Origin of the sequence: Burkholderia sp. lig30 (genome assembly GCF_000687455.2) — a bacterium.
Classification (GTDB): domain Bacteria; phylum Pseudomonadota; class Gammaproteobacteria; order Burkholderiales; family Burkholderiaceae; genus Burkholderia.
Map to the genome: position 1 here is coordinate 1 of NZ_JGVW01000071.1, position 15,596 is coordinate 15,596.

16 protein-coding genes are annotated in these 15,596 nt (G+C 66.0%); 10 read left to right on the forward strand and 6 right to left on the reverse strand.

What is annotated here, in order from left to right; genetic code table 11:
* Positions 1-1,186, reverse strand: a 1,186-nt coding sequence (gene queG / locus LIG30_RS10875) for a tRNA epoxyqueuosine(34) reductase QueG (RefSeq protein ID WP_038712082.1), incomplete at its 3' end; no start/stop codon positions are given.
* Positions 1,187-1,203: 17 nt separating this feature from the next.
* On the opposite strand from queG, the gene tsaE reads away from it, so the two are divergent.
* Complete coding sequence (tsaE, locus tag LIG30_RS10880; protein WP_038712023.1) at positions 1,204-1,758, forward strand: tRNA (adenosine(37)-N6)-threonylcarbamoyltransferase complex ATPase subunit type 1 TsaE; 555 nt, start codon at positions 1,204-1,206, stop codon at positions 1,756-1,758.
* A complete protein-coding gene (locus tag LIG30_RS10885) occupies positions 1,740-3,272 on the forward strand; it encodes an N-acetylmuramoyl-L-alanine amidase (RefSeq protein WP_083493984.1) in 1,533 nt (510 codons plus the stop codon). Before tsaE ends, LIG30_RS10885 begins: the two co-directional genes overlap by 19 nt.
* 42 nt (positions 3,273-3,314) lie before the next feature.
* Here the strand turns inward: LIG30_RS10885 and LIG30_RS10890 are convergent, their stop codons facing one another.
* Positions 3,315-4,196, reverse strand: a complete 882-nt coding sequence (locus tag LIG30_RS10890; RefSeq protein WP_038712025.1) for an EamA family transporter — start codon at positions 4,194-4,196, stop codon at positions 3,315-3,317.
* Positions 4,197-4,371: 175 nt separating this feature from the next.
* On the opposite strand from LIG30_RS10890, the gene LIG30_RS10895 reads away from it, so the two are divergent.
* Both LIG30_RS10895 and trxA read left to right on the forward strand, forming a co-directional pair.
* The gene (locus LIG30_RS10895; RefSeq protein ID WP_038712027.1) at positions 4,372-5,253 is read left to right on the forward strand and encodes a pirin family protein; all 882 of its coding nucleotides are present in this window, start codon (positions 4,372-4,374) and stop codon (positions 5,251-5,253) included.
* Between the two features lie 51 nt (positions 5,254-5,304).
* On the forward strand, positions 5,305-6,153 hold the full coding sequence (trxA, locus tag LIG30_RS10900; RefSeq protein ID WP_038712029.1) for a thioredoxin: 849 nt from the start codon (positions 5,305-5,307) through the stop codon (positions 6,151-6,153).
* A 112-nt stretch (positions 6,154-6,265) separates the two neighbouring features.
* Here the strand turns inward: trxA and LIG30_RS10905 are convergent, their stop codons facing one another.
* Positions 6,266-7,120, reverse strand: a complete 855-nt coding sequence (locus tag LIG30_RS10905; RefSeq protein ID WP_038712030.1) for a tRNA threonylcarbamoyladenosine dehydratase — start codon at positions 7,118-7,120, stop codon at positions 6,266-6,268.
* A 128-nt stretch (positions 7,121-7,248) separates the two neighbouring features.
* Between LIG30_RS10905 and pdxH the strand changes: the two genes are divergently transcribed.
* The 3 genes from pdxH (at position 7,249) to LIG30_RS10920 (ending at position 10,587) form a co-directional block, all read left to right on the forward strand.
* Complete coding sequence (gene pdxH / locus LIG30_RS10910) at positions 7,249-7,893, forward strand: pyridoxamine 5'-phosphate oxidase (RefSeq protein WP_038712031.1); 645 nt, start codon at positions 7,249-7,251, stop codon at positions 7,891-7,893.
* Positions 7,894-8,020: 127 nt separating this feature from the next.
* Positions 8,021-9,241: an SAM-dependent methyltransferase gene (locus LIG30_RS10915; protein WP_038712033.1), complete on the forward strand. Its 1,221-nt coding sequence runs from the start codon at positions 8,021-8,023 to the stop codon at positions 9,239-9,241.
* Positions 9,242-9,264: 23 nt separating this feature from the next.
* Complete coding sequence (locus tag LIG30_RS10920; RefSeq protein WP_038712035.1) at positions 9,265-10,587, forward strand: DUF72 domain-containing protein; 1,323 nt, start codon at positions 9,265-9,267, stop codon at positions 10,585-10,587.
* Between the two features lie 12 nt (positions 10,588-10,599).
* Here LIG30_RS10920 and msrA read toward each other — a convergent pair whose 3' ends face one another.
* Entirely contained in the window at positions 10,600-11,154 is a 555-nt protein-coding gene (gene msrA / locus LIG30_RS10925) for a peptide-methionine (S)-S-oxide reductase MsrA (protein ID WP_442856851.1), read from the reverse strand.
* A gap of 108 nt (positions 11,155-11,262) precedes the next feature.
* On the opposite strand from msrA, the gene LIG30_RS10930 reads away from it, so the two are divergent.
* Entirely contained in the window at positions 11,263-11,787 is a 525-nt protein-coding gene (locus LIG30_RS10930) for a hypothetical protein (protein WP_038712038.1), read from the forward strand.
* Here LIG30_RS10930 and LIG30_RS10935 read toward each other — a convergent pair.
* Both LIG30_RS10935 and LIG30_RS10940 read right to left on the reverse strand, forming a co-directional pair.
* Positions 11,747-12,649 carry a DMT family transporter gene (locus LIG30_RS10935; RefSeq protein ID WP_038712039.1) on the reverse strand — a complete coding sequence of 301 codons (903 nt, stop codon included), beginning with the start codon at positions 12,647-12,649 and terminating at the stop codon, positions 11,747-11,749. The genes LIG30_RS10930 and LIG30_RS10935 overlap by 41 nt on opposite strands.
* Entirely contained in the window at positions 12,649-13,704 is a 1,056-nt protein-coding gene (locus tag LIG30_RS10940; protein WP_038712040.1) for a hypothetical protein, read from the reverse strand. The genes LIG30_RS10935 and LIG30_RS10940 overlap by 1 nt, the downstream gene beginning before the upstream one ends.
* Before the next feature lie 299 nt (positions 13,705-14,003).
* Between LIG30_RS10940 and LIG30_RS10945 the strand changes: the two genes are divergently transcribed.
* Together LIG30_RS10945 and LIG30_RS10950 are read left to right on the forward strand one after the other, a co-directional pair.
* Positions 14,004-14,522 carry a MarR family winged helix-turn-helix transcriptional regulator gene (locus tag LIG30_RS10945; protein ID WP_051994968.1) on the forward strand — a complete coding sequence of 173 codons (519 nt, stop codon included), beginning with the start codon at positions 14,004-14,006 and terminating at the stop codon, positions 14,520-14,522.
* 119 nt (positions 14,523-14,641) lie between these two features.
* Positions 14,642-15,376 carry an IS5 family transposase gene (locus LIG30_RS10950; protein ID WP_038712042.1) on the forward strand — a complete coding sequence of 245 codons (735 nt, stop codon included), beginning with the start codon at positions 14,642-14,644 and terminating at the stop codon, positions 15,374-15,376.
* The last annotated feature ends 220 nt before the right edge of the window (positions 15,377-15,596 follow it).

Genomic DNA, 15,596 nt, shown 5'->3' on the forward strand with positions numbered 1-15,596 from the left:
GCGGCGACGCGTCGTCGGCGCGCGCGCGCAGCGCCGCGACGATCGCGTCGCGCGCATCCGGCGCGAGCTGCCCGGCCGGCGCACGCAGCGCGTTGCCGAGGCCGACCGCCAGGTTCCGCAGCCAGCACGCGTAGCCGATGCGGCGGATCGCGCTGCCCTGCATCCGCTCGTCGAATTCCTGCGCGCTCCAGCCGAACAGCTCGACGAGCGTCGCGCGGTCCAGCCCGTGCCGCACGTCGAAGTCGGCCACCGGTGCGGCCTGCGCGAACTTGTTCCACGGACAGACGAGCTGGCAGTCGTCGCAGCCGTACACACGGTTACCGATCATCGGGCGCAGCGGCTCCGGGATGCTGCCTTTCAGCTCGATCGTCAGATACGAGATGCAGCGCCGCGCATCGACGCGGTACGGCGCGACGATCGCGCCCGTCGGGCACGCGGCGATGCAGCGCGTGCAGCTGCCGCAGTGCGCGCCCGGCGTCTCCGGCGCCGCGCCGGGCGCGGTCTGCGCATCGGTCGGCAGCGGAATGTCGACGTAGATCTCGCCGAGGAAGAACAGCGAACCCGCATCGCGCTGCAGCAGCAGCGTGTGCTTGCCGCGCCAGCCGACGCCCGCCTTCTGCGCGAGCTCGACTTCGAGCACCGGCGCGGAATCGGTGAACACGCGGTAGCCGAATGCGCCGATCTCGCGCTCGATGCGCTCGGCGAGGGTCTGCAGGCGGTTTCGCAACACCTTGTGATAATCGCGGCCGCGCGCGTAGATCGACACGACCGCCGCCTGCGGATCGTCGAGCCGGGCGCGCTCCAGCGCGCGCCAGTCGGGCTGTGGCACGCCATCCGCAGGTGCGCCGGCCGCGAGCGTTTCGCCCGGCAGATAGGCGAGCCGCGCCGAGATCACGCGTCGCGTACCGGCCACAAGTTCGGCCGGGCGCGCGCGTTTCACCCCATGTTTCGCCATATAATCCATCTCGCCGTGGCATCCGGCTTCCAGCCAGGCGGCGAGCCCCGCTTCGGCATCCGAGAGATCGGTGTCGCTGATGCCGATCGCCCCGAAACCCAATTCGCGCCCCCACGCCTTGATGCGCGCCGCGAGCGCCGCCAGCGCCGCATCGTCGAGGACGCACGGCGCCATGCCTTCGCGTTGTGTCGAAGGCGTGTCGGTAACGGCGATTTCCGGTAATCGGTTCATCGCACTATTTTACGAGAATGCCAGCCACGCCCACTCCTTCTCGCCACGTTCCCACGCTGCCCGCACCGCTCGCGGAACGCGTGATCGCGCTCGCCGACGAAACGGCGACCGATGCGTTCGGCGAACGCTTCGCGCATGCGCTCGACGCGGCACGCGCCGCGCTGGCCCGCGAGCGCGCGTTCAACGGCTTGCAGATCCAGCTCGTCGGCGACCTGGGCGCGGGCAAGACCACGCTCGTGCGCGCGATCCTGCGCGGCCTCGGCCACCGCGGCCGCGTGCGCAGCCCGACCTACACGCTCGTCGAGCCGTACGCGCTCGAACGCAGCGACGGGGAACTCGAGGTCTATCACTTCGATCTGTACCGTTTCAACGATCCGGCCGAGTGGGCCGATGCCGGCTTTCGCGAGTATTTCAATTCGAGCGCGATCTGCCTCGTCGAATGGCCGCAACAGGCGGGCACGCTGCTCGGCGTGCCGGATCTCGTCTTCTCGCTCGACGTGGACGGCGACGGCCGCGCCCTCACCGCCCGCGCGTACAGCGCATCAGGAAAGGCATGTCTCGAAAGATGTTGATCAAACCGTTCCGCTCGATCGAATCGGCGGCCACCGCGACGCATAACTGGCGGCGCCGGCAGATCCTGTGCGCGGGCGCGTCGACGCTGGTGCTCGGCCTCGCGGTGCCGCGGCTCGCACGCGCGACGTCGGTGCTCGGCGTGCGCGTGTGGCCGGCGCGCGATTACACGCGCGTGACGATCGAATCGGACCAGCCGCTGCAGAACAATCAACAGCTGCTGCAAGGGCCCGATCGGCTCGTCGTCGACCTGAACGGGCTCGATCTCGATCAGGCGCTGCGCGATCTCGTGTCGAAGATCGCGCCGAACGATCCGCAGATCCAGTCGGTGCGCGTCGGCCAGTATCAGCCGCACGTCGTGCGGATGGTGTTCGACCTGAAGGGCTCGGTGAAGCCGCAGGTGTTCACGCTGCCGCCCGTCGGCACCTACCGTTACCGGCTCGTGTTCGACCTGTATCCGGCCGTCGCGCCCGATCCGCTGACGGAGCTGATCACGCAGACGGAGCGCAAGGAGCAGCAGTTCAACGAAGCGACGCGCGCGCAGCAGGTGCAGCCGCCGACGGCGCTCGCCGGCCCGGCCGCGCCACCCGTGCCGGGCGCCGCGGGCGCGGACAACAGCGACGCGTTCTTCCAGCGCTTCGCGCAGAACGCGCCCGCGCCGCGCAAGCCTGCGGCGGCCGGCAATCCGCCCGCCACGGCCGCGAAGCCCGCGGTCAAGCTGCCGCCCGTCGTCGCGCGCAAGGACGACGGCGAAGACGGCGACACCTACGCATTCACCGCGCCGAAGCCCGGCAAGGGCGGCACCGTGCGCCTGCTGACGGTCGCGATCGACCCGGGCCACGGCGGCGAGGACCCCGGCGCGATCGGCGGCGGCGGCACCTACGAAAAACACGTCGCGCTCGACATCGCGAAGCGGCTGCGCGCGAAGATCGACGCCGCGCCGAACATGCGCGCGATGATGACGCGCGACGCCGACTTCTTCGTGCCGCTCAACGTGCGCGTGCAGAAGGCACGCCGGGTCGGCGCCGACCTGTTCGTGTCGATCCACGCGGACGCGTTCACGACGCCGGAGGCGCGCGGTTCGTCGGTGTTCGCGCTGTCGGATCACGGCGCGTCGAGTGTCGCGGCCCGCTGGCTCGCGAACAAGGAAAACGCGTCGGACCTGATCGGCGGCATCAACATCAAGACGCAGGACGCCGCGGTCACGCGCGCGCTGTTCGACATGTCGACCACCGCGCAGATCCGCGATTCGCTGCGCTACGGCGACTACGTGCTGAAGGAAGTAGGCGGCATCAACAAGCTGCACAAGGGCTCGGTCGAGCAGGCCGGGTTCGCGGTGCTGAAAGCGCCCGACATCCCGTCGATCCTCGTCGAGACGGCGTTCATCAGCAACCCGGAGGAGGAGCGCAAGCTCAACGACGACAGCTATCGCGACCAGATGGCCGACGCGATCTTCCGCGGCATCAAGCGCTATTTCTCGGCGAACCCGCCGCTCGCGAAGAACCGCATGGCGTGACGCGCGGCGGCCCCGATCCGCGCATCGCCGCGCGGATCGGGATCACGACGCCGATGCGAAGCGCCGCATCAGCCTGCCGCCGAGTATGTTGACGGCAAGCCCGCCCATCACGAGCGCCGCGCCGGCCAGTTGCGCGCGCGTCAGATGCTCGTCGAGCAGCAGCGACGACGACGCCAGCCCGACGATCGGCACCAGCAGCGAAAACTGCGCGACCTGCGCGGCCGGATAGCGTGACAGCAGGCGGCTCCACAGGCCGTAGCCGAGCAGCGTCGCGACGAACGCGAGATAGACGACCGCGAACACCGACGCGCCCGTCAGCGCGCCGAGCGCGCTCGCGATGCGCTGCGGCCCTTCGAACCACAGCGACAGCAGCAGGAACGGCACCGGCGGCACGAGGCTCGCCCACACGACGAGCGACACCAGATCGGCCTGACCGACCTTCTTCGTCAGGATGTTGCCGAGCGCCCACATCGCGGCCGCGCAGAGGGTGAGCAGGAAGCCGGCCAGCGTCATCGCGCGCCCGCCCTGCGCCGCGATCACGACGAGCCCGGTCGCGGCGATCGCGAGGCCGACGAGGTTCTGCACGCGCAGCCGCTCGCCGAGAAACGCCATCGCGAACACCAGCGTGAAGAACGCCTGCGACTGCAGCACGAGCGACGCGAGCCCCGCCGGCATCCCGACGTACATCCCGGTAAACAGGAAAACGAACTGGCCGAGCTGGATCGTCGCCCCGTACAGCACCAGAAGCCGCCAGGAGATCCGCGGACGGCGCACGAAGAACACGGCCGGGACCGCCGCGAGGATGAAGCGCAACGCGCCGAGCAGCATCGGCGGCATGCCGTGCAGGCCAACCTTGATCACGACGAAGTTCACGCCCCACGCGAGGATCACCACCAGCGCCAGCAGCAAGTCCTTCGGGGCCATCTTCGTCTCCCTGGTTCGTTGTCTCGAGATCGGGCAGTCTACCGGGGAATGGCGGGCGTTTCAGAAATCCGCGCGGGCGGCATGGAATCCCGGCGCGCGACGCGGCACCGGCGCCAGTACAATGAGCCGCACCCTGGCCGCATTCAGCCGCCCCGCATCCGACAGGAGACTCGCGATGTCCGTCGCCATCAAAGCCCTGCTGAAGCCGCACCTGCGCGACATCGGCAACCTCCAGGTCCGCCGCACGCTGCCCGCGATGGCGGCCCGCCTCGTCGGTCCGTTCATCTTCTTCGATCACATGGGGCCGGCTGCGCTGCCCGCCGGCACCGGCCTCGACGTGCGCCCGCACCCGCACATCGGGCTCGCCACCGTCACCTATCTGTTCGAGGGCGCGATCCTGCACCGCGACAGCCTCGGCTCGCTGCAGGAGATCGTGCCCGGCGACGTCAACTGGATGACGGCCGGGCGCGGCATCGTCCATTCCGAGCGCACCCCGGCCGCGCTGCGCGAGCGCGGCCACACCGTCCACGGCATCCAGACCTGGGTCGCGCTGCCGCTCGCGCACGAGACCGACGCGCCGTCGTTCGAGCACCACGCCGCGGCCACGTTGCCGAAGCTGACCGAAGGCGGCGTATCGCTGACCGTGATCGCCGGCGATGCGTTCGGGCTGCGCTCGCCCGTCACGACCTTCTCGCGCACGCTGTACGTCGCCGCCGAATTCGCGGCCGGCAGCCGCCTCGTGCTCGACGCGGAGCACGAGGAGCGCGCGGTCTATCTGGTCGAAGGCACGCTGTCGATCGACGGCACACCGCTCGACGCGACGCAGATGGCGGTGCTCGCGCCCGGCGTCGCGGTCACGCTGGCGAGCGAAACCGGCGCGCGCGCGATGCTGCTCGGCGGCGCGACGCTCGACGGCGAACGCTTCATCGAATGGAACTTCGTCGCGAGCAGCCGCGACGCGATCGAGCGCGCCAAACAGGCGTGGACGCTGCAGGAAATGGGCCAGGTGCCCGGCGAAACCGAATGGGTGCCGCTGCCCGAACGCAAGCCGCGTTGAAAAACGACGATCCGTCCCCATCCTGACGACATTCGAACCCAAGAGAACGCCATGGACACCACGCTTGCCACTTTCGAGAAAGACGTCATCGAGGCGTCACTGGACCTGCCCGTGCTGGTCGACTTCTGGGCGCCGTGGTGCGGCCCCTGCAAGACGCTCGGCCCGTTGCTGGAGAAGCTCGAAAGCGATTACGCGGGCCGCTGGAAGCTCGTCAAGGTCAACGTCGACGAGAACCAGGAGCTGGCCGCCCACTTCCAGACGCGCAGCATTCCGCACGTGATCGCGTTTGCCGACGGGCGCCCGGTCGACCAGTTCGTCGGCGTGCTGCCCGAAGGCCAGTTGCGCGCGTTCCTCGACCGGCTGCTGCCCGCGCCCGAGGAAGCCGAGCGGCGCGCCGCGCAGTTCGCGCTGGAGCAGGCGCGCGTCGACGACGCGCTCGAACACCTGCAGGCCGCGCTCGCGCTGAACCCCGGCTACGACATGGCCCGGCTCGACCTGATCGAGCTGCTGCTCGCGCACAACCACGTCGACGCCGCGCGCGACGAGGCGGCGCGCCTGTCTGCGCAGACGACGCAAAGCGGCGATCCGCGCTACCAGGCGATCGTGACCCGTTTCGAGGCGCTCGACGCGACCGCCGACCTGCCGCCGACGGACGCGCTCGAGGCGCGCATCGCCGACAATCCCGCCGACCTCGACGCGCGCTTCGACCTCGCGCAGAGCCTGATCGCGCGGCGCGCTTACGAAGGGGCGCTCGAGCAGCTGCTGGAGATCGTCAAGCGCGACCGCGCGTTCGGCGACGACCTCGGCCGCAAGACGATGATCTCGGTGTTCGAACTGGCCGGCGACCGCCCGGAGCTGGTGTCCGCCTGGCGGCGCAAGCTTGGCATGGCGCTTCACTGACCGGCGCGGCGCCCGGAGGAAGCCTCCGTCGGGGACGACCGGCGGCGCACGTTCGCAGCGCCGCCATTGGCGTGTATTGACGCGGGCAGGCCCGGGATGCGCGTGGCGGCGATCAGCCGGCCGCGCGCGCCGCGATCGCCCGCAGCGCATGCGCGGCGGCCGCGAAGCCGAAGCTCGCCGTCACGCACACGCTCGAGCCGAAGCCGGCGCAGTTGAGGCCGGCGACGTGCGCGGCGGCGGACGGCTCCTCGCCGTCCTCGATATCGCAGGCGGCCGCTTCCGGGTAGATCAGCGGCTCGTCCGAGTAGACCGCGGCGACCTTGAAGCGCGCCTTCGGCCCGCGCGGAAAGCCGTGCAGCTTGCGCAGCTGCGCGCGTACCTTCGACAGCAGCGGATCCTGGATCGTCAGCGCGAGATCGTCGATTCGGATGCGCGTCGGATCGAGCTGGCCGCCCGCGCCGCCCACCGTGACGAGCGGCTGGCCGTGCTCGACGCACCAGGCGATCAGCGCGACCTTGGTGCGTACGCTGTCGATCGCGTCGATCACGTAGTCGAAGCCGCCGCCGAACAGTGCGTCGAAATTGTCCGGTTCCGCGAAATCCTCGACCCGGTTCACGCGGCAGGCGGGATCGATGAGCGCGATGCGCTCGGCCATCGCATCGACCTTCGGCTTGCCGTAATTGCCGTCGTGCGCGTGGATCTGCCGGTTCGTGTTGCTTTCGGCAACATTGTCGAGGTCGATCAGCGTCAGCTCGCCCACCGCGCTGCGCGCGAGCGCCTCCGCCGTCCACGAGCCGACGCCGCCGATCCCGACCACCGCGACGCGCGCGCGCTCGAACGCGGCAAGCGCGGGCGCCCCGTACAGGCGGGCGATGCCGCCGAAACGCCGGGCGCGATCCACGTCAAACTGATTCGATGGGCTCGGAGTAAGATCGGGACTCATCGAGGTAGCGTCGGTGGCGGACATGGCGGCAAGAAAAACGAAAGTCGTACAGCCCTCTATTCTGCCTGATCGCCGCCCGCCTCACGCACCGATGCCACACACGATTCTTCCTCCTTCGCTATACTCAATCCAGATTGAAGCGTTCGCATAACATGACGACACTTGCCGATCTCCGCATCAACTACTCCCGCGCTTCGCTCGACGAAGCCGAGGCCGCCCCGTCCCCCTTCGCCCAGTTCGACCGCTGGTTCAAGGAGGCGCTCGCCGCCAAGCTGCCCGAACCGAACACGATGACGCTCGCGACCGTCGGCGACGACGGCCGTCCGTCCGCGCGCATCGTGCTGATCAAGGCCGTCGACGACCGCGGCTTCGTGTTCTTCACGAACTACGAAAGCCGCAAGGGTCGCGATCTCGACGCGAATCCGCACGCCGCGCTGCTCTTCTACTGGATCGAGCTGGAGCGCCAGGTACGTATCGAGGGCCACATCGAGAAAACGACCGACGAGGAAAGCGACCGCTATTTCGCGTCGCGCCCGCTCGGCTCGCGGATCGGCGCGTGGGCGTCCGAGCAGAGCACGGTGATCGACAGCCGCGCGACGCTCGAGGCGCGCGAAAAGGACGTCAGCGCGCGGTTCGGCGACAACCCGCCGCGCCCGCCGCACTGGGGCGGTTACCGCCTCGTGCCCGACTCGCTCGAATTCTGGCAGGGCCGCCCGTCGCGGCTGCACGACAGGCTGCTCTATACGCGCGACGACACCGCGCCGCACGGCTGGACGATCTCCCGGCTCTCGCCCTGATCGCCGCCGTTCCGTTCCACCCCGCGCGCCATACGCATTTCGTGTTGCATCCGGGCGCCCGCCTCGCAAGCGGGCGCCGGTCAGGAATCCTGGCTGTATTCGTTTCAACGAACGACGGAGACTCCAAATGTTCTGGGAAAAGAAACTGGCACAGTGGGTGAACGACGTGCGGGCAAAAGCGAACGTGCCGGCACGGCTCGTGTTGTGGAACGGCGATCAACTCGATTTCGGCACGTTCGCGGCGCCACAGGTGACGCTGAAGGTCAACACGGCGGCCGCGCTGCCGCTGCTGCTCGAACCGAGCCTCGACAATCTCGGCGAGGCATACGTGAAGGGCAAGATCGACATCGAGGGCAAGCTCTCGGACATCATCAACGTCAGCTACTCGCTTGCGCGCAGCACGATGACGAGCGCGGGCAAGCTCGCCCGCGTGCGGCGCTACTTCACGCACACGAAGAGCTCGGACAAGAAGGCGATCCAGTACCACTACGACGTCTCGAACGACTTCTACCGGCTCTGGCTCGACGAGAACATGGTCTATTCGTGCGCGTACTTCGAACGCGGCGACGAAGACCTCGCCACCGCGCAGGTCAAGAAGATCGACCACATCCTGACCAAGATCCAGCTCGAGCCGGGCCAGCGCCTGCTCGACATCGGCTGCGGCTGGGGCGCGCTCGTGCTGCGCGCCGCGGGAAAATTCGGCGCGCGCTGCGTCGGCGTGACGCTGTCGCAGAACCAGTTCGACCTCGCGACCGAGCGCGTGAGGGCGGCCGGCCTGCAGGACCAGATCGAGATCCGGCTGCAGGACTACCGCGACGTGCAGGGCCAGTTCGACCGCATCACGAGCGTCGGGATGTTCGAGCACGTCGGCCGCAAGAACCTGCCGCTCTATTTCGCGCGCATCCGCGAGCTGCTCGCCGACAACGGCGTCGCGTTGAACCACGGCATCACGTCGACCGACGCGGAAAGCGGCGAGACGGCACTCGGCGGCGGCGAGTTCATCGACCGTTACGTGTTCCCGGACGGCGAGCTGCCGCACATCAGCCTCGCGCTCGAAGCCGCGCAGCGCGGCGGGCTCGAGGCGGTTGACGTCGAAAGCCTGCGGCGGCACTATGCGCGCACGCTCGACATCTGGACCGAAAACTTCGAGGCGACCGCCGAAGCGGCCAGAAAGCTCGTCGACGACGAAAAATTCCGCATCTGGCGCGTGTATCTGGCCGGCTGCGCATTTGCGTTCGAGCACGACGACGTGTCGATCTATCAGATCGTGTGCCGCAAGGCCGGGCGCAGCGCGACGACGCTGTCGTGGTCGCGGCGCTACATGTACGAACACGCGCTGCCGCGCTAGGCGGCGCCTCGAGCACGGCAGAGATGGGTAACGGCAGGACGCGGCGCAATGCGCCGCCCGGGCGGCAACGCGGCGAGACGCACAGCGCACGCTCAGACGCCCAATTCGATCTGTTCGGCGCGGCGCCGGATGACGCGACCAGCGCATCCGGTGGGCCGGACGCCCCGCTCCAGCCGCCGCCATCGGCGCAATCCGCGCATGCGCCGCAGCCGGCGCAACGCGCGCGCGAGCACCGCGCGCCATCGGACGGACATTCCCATCACGCCCACCGCGCGGCCCGCGTCGCGCCGCCGCCCGCCGATGCGCAATCGAACGGCACGCTGTGGGACGACCCCGCGCCGCCGCCCGCTCGCACCAGGCGCCGCCGCAGTGTGGCGCCCGCGCCGGTCGCGCCCGACGTCGCCGCAGCCGCGGCGGGGCTCCCGCCGAACCTGCGGCTCGGCACGTCGTCATGGTTCTTCCCCGGCTGGGACGGCATCGTCTACGACGGCGAATACGCGCAGCCGGCACTGTCGCGCGACGGGCTCGCCGCCTACGCCACGCATCCGCTGCTGAGGAGCGTCAGCCTCGACCGCTCGTTCTACGCGCCGCTGTCGGTGGCCGACTACCTGCGCTATGCACAGCAGGTGCCGGACGACTTCCGCTTCGTCGTGAAGGCGCCGGCGTCGGTCACGGATGCGGTCGTGCGCGGCCGGCGCGGCGAGCCGTCCGGGCCGAACCCGACGTTCCTCGACGCGCAGCTCGCCACCGACACGTTCGTGCGGCCATGCCTGGACGGGCTCGGCATCAAGGCCGGCGTGCTGGTGTTCCAGTTTTCACCGATGCTCGACGCGCTGCTTGCCGACCCCGCCGCGCTGACCGACCGGCTGGGCGCGTTCCTCGCGGCGCTGCCGCCGCTGCCGCCCGGGCCGGACGGCCCGCGCTACGCGGTCGAGATCCGCGACGCTTGCCTGCTCACGCCCCGCTTCATCCGCGCGCTGGCCGCCGCGGGCACGCGCTACTGCGTCGGCCTGCACGCGCGGATGCCCGAGCCGTTGCGGCAGGCGGCCGCGCTCGCGCTGCTCGACGGCGACGCCCCCGGCCCGCTGATTGTGCGCTGGAGCCTGCACGGCGGCTTCAAGTACGAACAGGCGAAGGCGAAGTACGAGCCGTTCGACCGCCTGGTCGACGAGGACCCGCACACGCGCGCGGCGCTCGCCGAGCTGGCCGCGCGCTACGCGCTGGCCGGCCAGCCGGTGTTCATCACGATCAACAACAAGGCCGAAGGCTCCGCGCCGCTGTCGTGCATCGCGCTCGCGCGCGAGATTGCCGCCGCGTGCGCGCAGCCGGACGACAACGCGGCGTGAGCCCGCCGCGCGTCACGCGCCGCGCGACTTGAGGCGGTGCGCGAACTTCTGGCGGAATTTCGCGAGCTTCGGCCCGATCACGACCGCGCAATAGCCCTGCCCCGGATTGCGTGCGTAGTAATTCTGGTGATACGCCTCGGCCGGCCAGTAGTTGCCGTTCAGCGGCTCGACCTGCGTGACGATCGGGCTCGCGTAGAGGCGCTCGGCCTCGAGCGCGCGGATCACGTCGAGCGCGATGTCGCGCTGCGCGTCAGAATGGGTGAACACGACCGACCGGTATTGCGTGCCGACGTCGTTGCCCTGCCGATCGAGCTGGGTCGGGTCGTGCGTCGCGAAGAAGATCTCGAGGATCTCGCGGTAGCCGATGCGCGCCGGGTCGAACGTCACCTGCACGACCTCGGCGTGGCCGGTGCCGCCATCGCACACGTCGTGGTAGCCGGGTTCGCGCGTATGGCCGCCCGCGTAGCCGGATTCGACGGCCGTCACGCCGTCGACGTCCAGAAAGACCGCCTCCTGGCACCAGAAACATCCGCCGCCCAACGTTGCAATATCAACCATATCAATCATCATTAAATCAACGTGTTACGTAAAATTAGAAAGGCCAAAAATTCACCCATGATGGGCAAATCATGGTGAAATTTGCCCATCAATTCGCCCATAGGATGATTGGAATTTATGGCTTCCCCCAAGATTCGCGACATCCAGACAGTCGAGTATACAAACGCAGACGGACAGGAGGTCGAGAAGTATCGTGTGCGGATCGTTCGGAAGGATTTCAAGGCGGACCGCTATTTCGATGACTTCGATGAAGCCACAGAATTCCTCGCCCTCAGCAAGGCGAAAAAGGGGAAGGAGATCATCTTCAAGATCACCGAAGAAGAACGGGTCAAAAAGCTGGCTGAGCAGACGCAGGAGTCGCGCACTACCGACTACAGCTTCGGTCACTTCTGTCAGCAATACATCGAGCAATGCGTGCTGACGCGCCCCGACGACACCGAACTGCAGCGACGCAACCGTGCGAACATTCTGTCGTTCCTTAAGACGATCCAGAATACGAGTATCCCCACTCGCTATCTCTCGCCATCGGAAAAGCAGGAAATGGGGCTGGAAGCAGATACCGTCGTCAAGGTGTTCATGAAAGGGTTTGATGGCCGGCAGATCAGACTTTTACCGGGTCAGCATCGTGTGCGCGGGAACTGAGCGTCACCGCGATTGAAGAGGTGAGGATCATCAGGAAGCCAATGAAATTCTGAATATTGATCGTTTCAAAGAGAAACAACACGGACATTGACACACCGAATATGGGTGTCAGGCACAGCAGGATGGCTGACAGACTTGTTGGGATGTACCGCATCCCCAGTAGATAGAAGTAGAACGACAAGCCGTACGACAGTGCGCCGGACGAGAGCGAATAGACGTTGAACTGTGCTCGTTCGAATGAAAGACCGCCAGTTACCACCAGATAACCCCACACAAGCAGCATGCAGAAGCTCAACTGCCAGAAAAGAAGCGCCTCAGGGCTGCTATCTCCAACGATGATTCGCGACGACAACGTGACGTATGCAGCTGCGAAAAGTGTTCCCAGCAAGACCAATCCATCGCCAGAATTTATCGATATTCCGGAGAAAATACTTTCCTTCGTCGTCACAAGCACCGCACCAAGTGTGGCCAACGCCCCCCAGATGAGTACTCTGGATGAGACCCGGTCCCGGAAAATGAGAAACGCCAGTCCGATGATCATCAGCCCCTCCATCGCCTGAAGGATAGTGGCGTTGATTGCGCTTGTCCTGCCCAGTCCAATCAGGACGAGGTAGAACGCCACACCGGGCTCCAAGACGCCGAGCCAGCCATGCTTCAGCTCTCTTGTCGATAGCTTTCTGCCGAGCACGACAAGAAGAAGAACGCATCCCCATGCAGCGAGAAGCTGGATCGCAAACAGCGTTGCCGCGTCAGCGGTACGAAGGCTGTGCTTGCTCAGAACCATGCCGCCGCCCCAACAGAGCGTCGCCAGTACCGTCAACGCGATGCCCTTACGTTCCTTCCTTCGCATGATCATGGTCATCAGTAGATAAGCTCCGGCGAATTGACCGCACGAATTGGCGGGAACGGATTGAAGTAGATCGCCTCGTTGTCCACCGGATATCCATGGAACATTCCGAAATCGATTGAGCCGAGTTCGTACTGGCGCGCCGTGAAGTACTCGATCGTCAGCCACCTCCAATCCTCGACGGTCGGATCGCCAAGTGTGGTTGGTACCTCCGTCAGGTACTGCGGAATCAGGATGTCAGTGTGGTAACGCGCGGTGTAGTTTGCAATCGAGAAGTTCTCGGGGACCGTCGACGGGCGCTGTCCGAACGGACACGTATTCTTCGGGTCGATGTTGTGCCAGCTCGTCGTGGCTTCGTCTGACACACTGACGCCACCGTTACCGATTGATTGCCACGCAAGCCGACGAATATCCTCGACGGCTTCGTCGACGTCCTTGAACACGCCCCTGGTTACCAGGTTGTTGGCGTAGTGCCCGACTGCATTGGCAGAGACCACCGCGCCGCCCGGAATGCGCCGGTCGTGGTTCGATGTAAGGTGGGCCGTGGTGTGGAAGAAGTTGATGCCGGCCTTGAAGAGGTAGAGCTTCTCTCCGACTTTCAGCGGGGCGGCCTCGGTGTAAATAACGTCTGGCTGAATTGGTCCAAACTCGTGAAAAATCAGATCCGAAAATCGGGTGAAAATTTCCAGAAGATGACTGGACGGCGGAATACGGCTCAGCTTCTCGACGCACAAAAAATAGAGCACCGCCTCGCTTTCACCTCGCGCACACTCGTTTTTCCAGTCGCGCCGGCGTTGCCGCAGATACTGCTTGAGATACTCATCGCCCCTCGCAATATCTTGTTCATCGACGATAACGACAGAGATCTGAATCCCCCGCTTTTTCGACGAACCGAGCCGGCCTAGAATACACGGCTGAAATTTCCTCGCCCACGTAAAGAGAATCTCCTTCCTTTTGGCCTTGTCCGTCGTCGAAAACAGATGGCGGTTAGCCTCATCAATGTCCGGTCCATACGAAGCGTGTTTGCCTTCCTGGCACGGTGCAGCGTCGATCAGCTCAAACAGTTGCATAGGTTCTCCAGGTTGCGTGGCAAAAGGCAATACGCCTCCCCACCGTCCGGTCCGGACAGTGCGCAAGAAGTGAAAGCTTTGCTAAGCTAGTTAGGGAGCAAGCGGTGGCGCACCAGAACACATAGAACGGCAGGCGCTCTGAGGTACCCTAGGGAGGGCGGGGGAAATCGCGAGTCGCGAGATCATCAAACTCTCCGCTTAGGCAACCCCGGAACTACCCTGACGCCTAGGTAGTTCTGCGGTAAATTTGGGCGGCGCAATATATGTGCGTCGTACATACACATGTTAATTCAGCCTTTATGGAAAAGCAACGACTCGACAACATGCTTGGCGCGGTTTCGCTGGCGCTTATGGATCGGCTGCGGGGGGCGATCTCGTCCGCCACGGAGCAAAGCGAGACCGCAGTGTTTGCTCTGGTGCTTTTAAGCCAGCGCCCTGCCGTAACCATCGACGTACTGGCGAAGCAGCTTGCGCTCGCCCACTCCACGGTGGTGCGGCTGGTCGATCGGTTAGATGAGGGCGGCTACGTCGAACGAAACTCAGGTGCCGACCGGCGTGCAGTGTTTTTGTCGCTCACCCCGGCCGGGAAGGATCTAGCGAACGTCGTCCTCGATGCGCGTCGAAAGGCAATCGGAGCCCTGACTGAGCGGTTGCCTGAAGCCACGCAAATTGCTTTGACAGCGATCTGCGAACAGCTTCTTGACCAAATGTCGGCTGACGCGTTGACTTCCATCCGGAATTGCCGGCTGTGTGACGAAAAGGCGTGTAACCTCGAACGCTGCCCCGTTGAAAACCGGTATCGACATCAGGTTAGCTGACCCTGGGCGTAATGACGAAGCTCGCCTTCGACAGATTGCAATTGTTCCCATCGGATGACTCGCAGCTTCGGAAGTGGCTTTGTTGCACAAAACCCTGCTGCAGGGGGTAGGCTTGCGGGATGAGTGAAAGCAAGCGCCCTCGTGGCAAGTACAAGACGACGAACTGGGCGGCGTACAACGCCGCGCTCAAGACTCGCGGGTCATTGACCGTTTGGCTGAACAAGGACCTGCAGTGGTCCGCCCCGGCCAGCGGCAAGCGAGGGCGTCCGAGGAAGTTCTCGGACACTGCCATCCAGTTTTGCCTGAGCCTCAAATGCCTGTTTGGTCTGGCACTGCGCCAGAGCCTGGGGATGGTGGAAAGCTTGCTGCGCCTGGGTATCGATGCCCAGACGCTGGAAATCCGCGCCATCGAGGTTACCGATAACCGCATCGGCGATGCGCCCATGCTGCCCGAACTGCTCAGTCAAATTCCAGAGGATGAGCCCATTGCCAGTGTGGGCGGTGATGGTGCCTACGATACAAAAGCGTGTCATGCGGCCATCGCCCGGCGTAACGCACACGCCCTCATTCCACCGCGCAAGCATGCGCGGGCGTGGAAGAGCACGGAAGCGGGGGCGGCATCGCGCAACGAAGCCCTGCGCGCATGCCAATGCCTGGGTCGAACGATATGGAAGAAGTGGAGTGGCTACCACCGGCGCAGCCTGGTAGAGACCAGGATGTACTGCTTTAAGCGTCTGGGCGAGCGCGTGATGGCCAGGACGTTTGAGCGTCAGGTGGCGGAGCTGCATGTGCGTGTAGCCCTGCTCAACTGCTTCACCCAACTCGGACGGCCGCAGACCGTGGCTATGGCATAAATCGGTCTGGGGTGGGGGCTATGCCGTCCTGGACGTCTTTTGTGCAACAAAGCCATCGTGCGGCGCGCCGCACGCCCTGCGCGAACGCCGCCGCGCCGGGGATCGGCCCGGCCGGCGCGATTCCGCTAAAATCGGGACCATTCGCCCCATTTACAGATGACCGCCTTGCCGCCTCTCGTCCGCTCCGCCCGCCCCGTCCGTTGCGCCCGCCGCGCGCGCC

Excerpts from the sequence above, each read along its gene's own strand:
- LIG30_RS10895 (WP_038712027.1), top strand. The coding sequence starts at position 4,372 with ATGTCCGTCGCCATCAAAGCCCTGCTGAAGCCGCACCTGCGCGACATC.
- LIG30_RS10935 (WP_038712039.1), bottom strand. The coding sequence starts at position 12,649 with ATGACCATGATCATGCGAAGGAAGGAACGTAAGGGCATCGCGTTGACG.
- LIG30_RS10885 (WP_083493984.1), top strand. The coding sequence starts at position 1,740 with ATGTCTCGAAAGATGTTGATCAAACCGTTCCGCTCGATCGAATCGGCG.
- LIG30_RS10950 (WP_038712042.1), top strand. The coding sequence starts at position 14,642 with ATGAGTGAAAGCAAGCGCCCTCGTGGCAAGTACAAGACGACGAACTGG.
- LIG30_RS10940 (WP_038712040.1), bottom strand. The coding sequence starts at position 13,704 with ATGCAACTGTTTGAGCTGATCGACGCTGCACCGTGCCAGGAAGGCAAA.
- tsaE (WP_038712023.1), top strand. The coding sequence starts at position 1,204 with ATGCCAGCCACGCCCACTCCTTCTCGCCACGTTCCCACGCTGCCCGCA.
- pdxH (WP_038712031.1), top strand. The coding sequence starts at position 7,249 with ATGACGACACTTGCCGATCTCCGCATCAACTACTCCCGCGCTTCGCTC.
- LIG30_RS10945 (WP_051994968.1), top strand. The coding sequence starts at position 14,004 with ATGGAAAAGCAACGACTCGACAACATGCTTGGCGCGGTTTCGCTGGCG.
- LIG30_RS10930 (WP_038712038.1), top strand. The coding sequence starts at position 11,263 with ATGGCTTCCCCCAAGATTCGCGACATCCAGACAGTCGAGTATACAAAC.
- msrA (WP_442856851.1), bottom strand. The coding sequence starts at position 11,154 with ATGATTGATATGGTTGATATTGCAACGTTGGGCGGCGGATGTTTCTGG.
- LIG30_RS10890 (WP_038712025.1), bottom strand. The coding sequence starts at position 4,196 with ATGGCCCCGAAGGACTTGCTGCTGGCGCTGGTGGTGATCCTCGCGTGG.
- LIG30_RS10905 (WP_038712030.1), bottom strand. The coding sequence starts at position 7,120 with ATGTCCGCCACCGACGCTACCTCGATGAGTCCCGATCTTACTCCGAGC.
- trxA (WP_038712029.1), top strand. The coding sequence starts at position 5,305 with ATGGACACCACGCTTGCCACTTTCGAGAAAGACGTCATCGAGGCGTCA.
- LIG30_RS10920 (WP_038712035.1), top strand. The coding sequence starts at position 9,265 with ATGGGTAACGGCAGGACGCGGCGCAATGCGCCGCCCGGGCGGCAACGC.
- LIG30_RS10915 (WP_038712033.1), top strand. The coding sequence starts at position 8,021 with ATGTTCTGGGAAAAGAAACTGGCACAGTGGGTGAACGACGTGCGGGCA.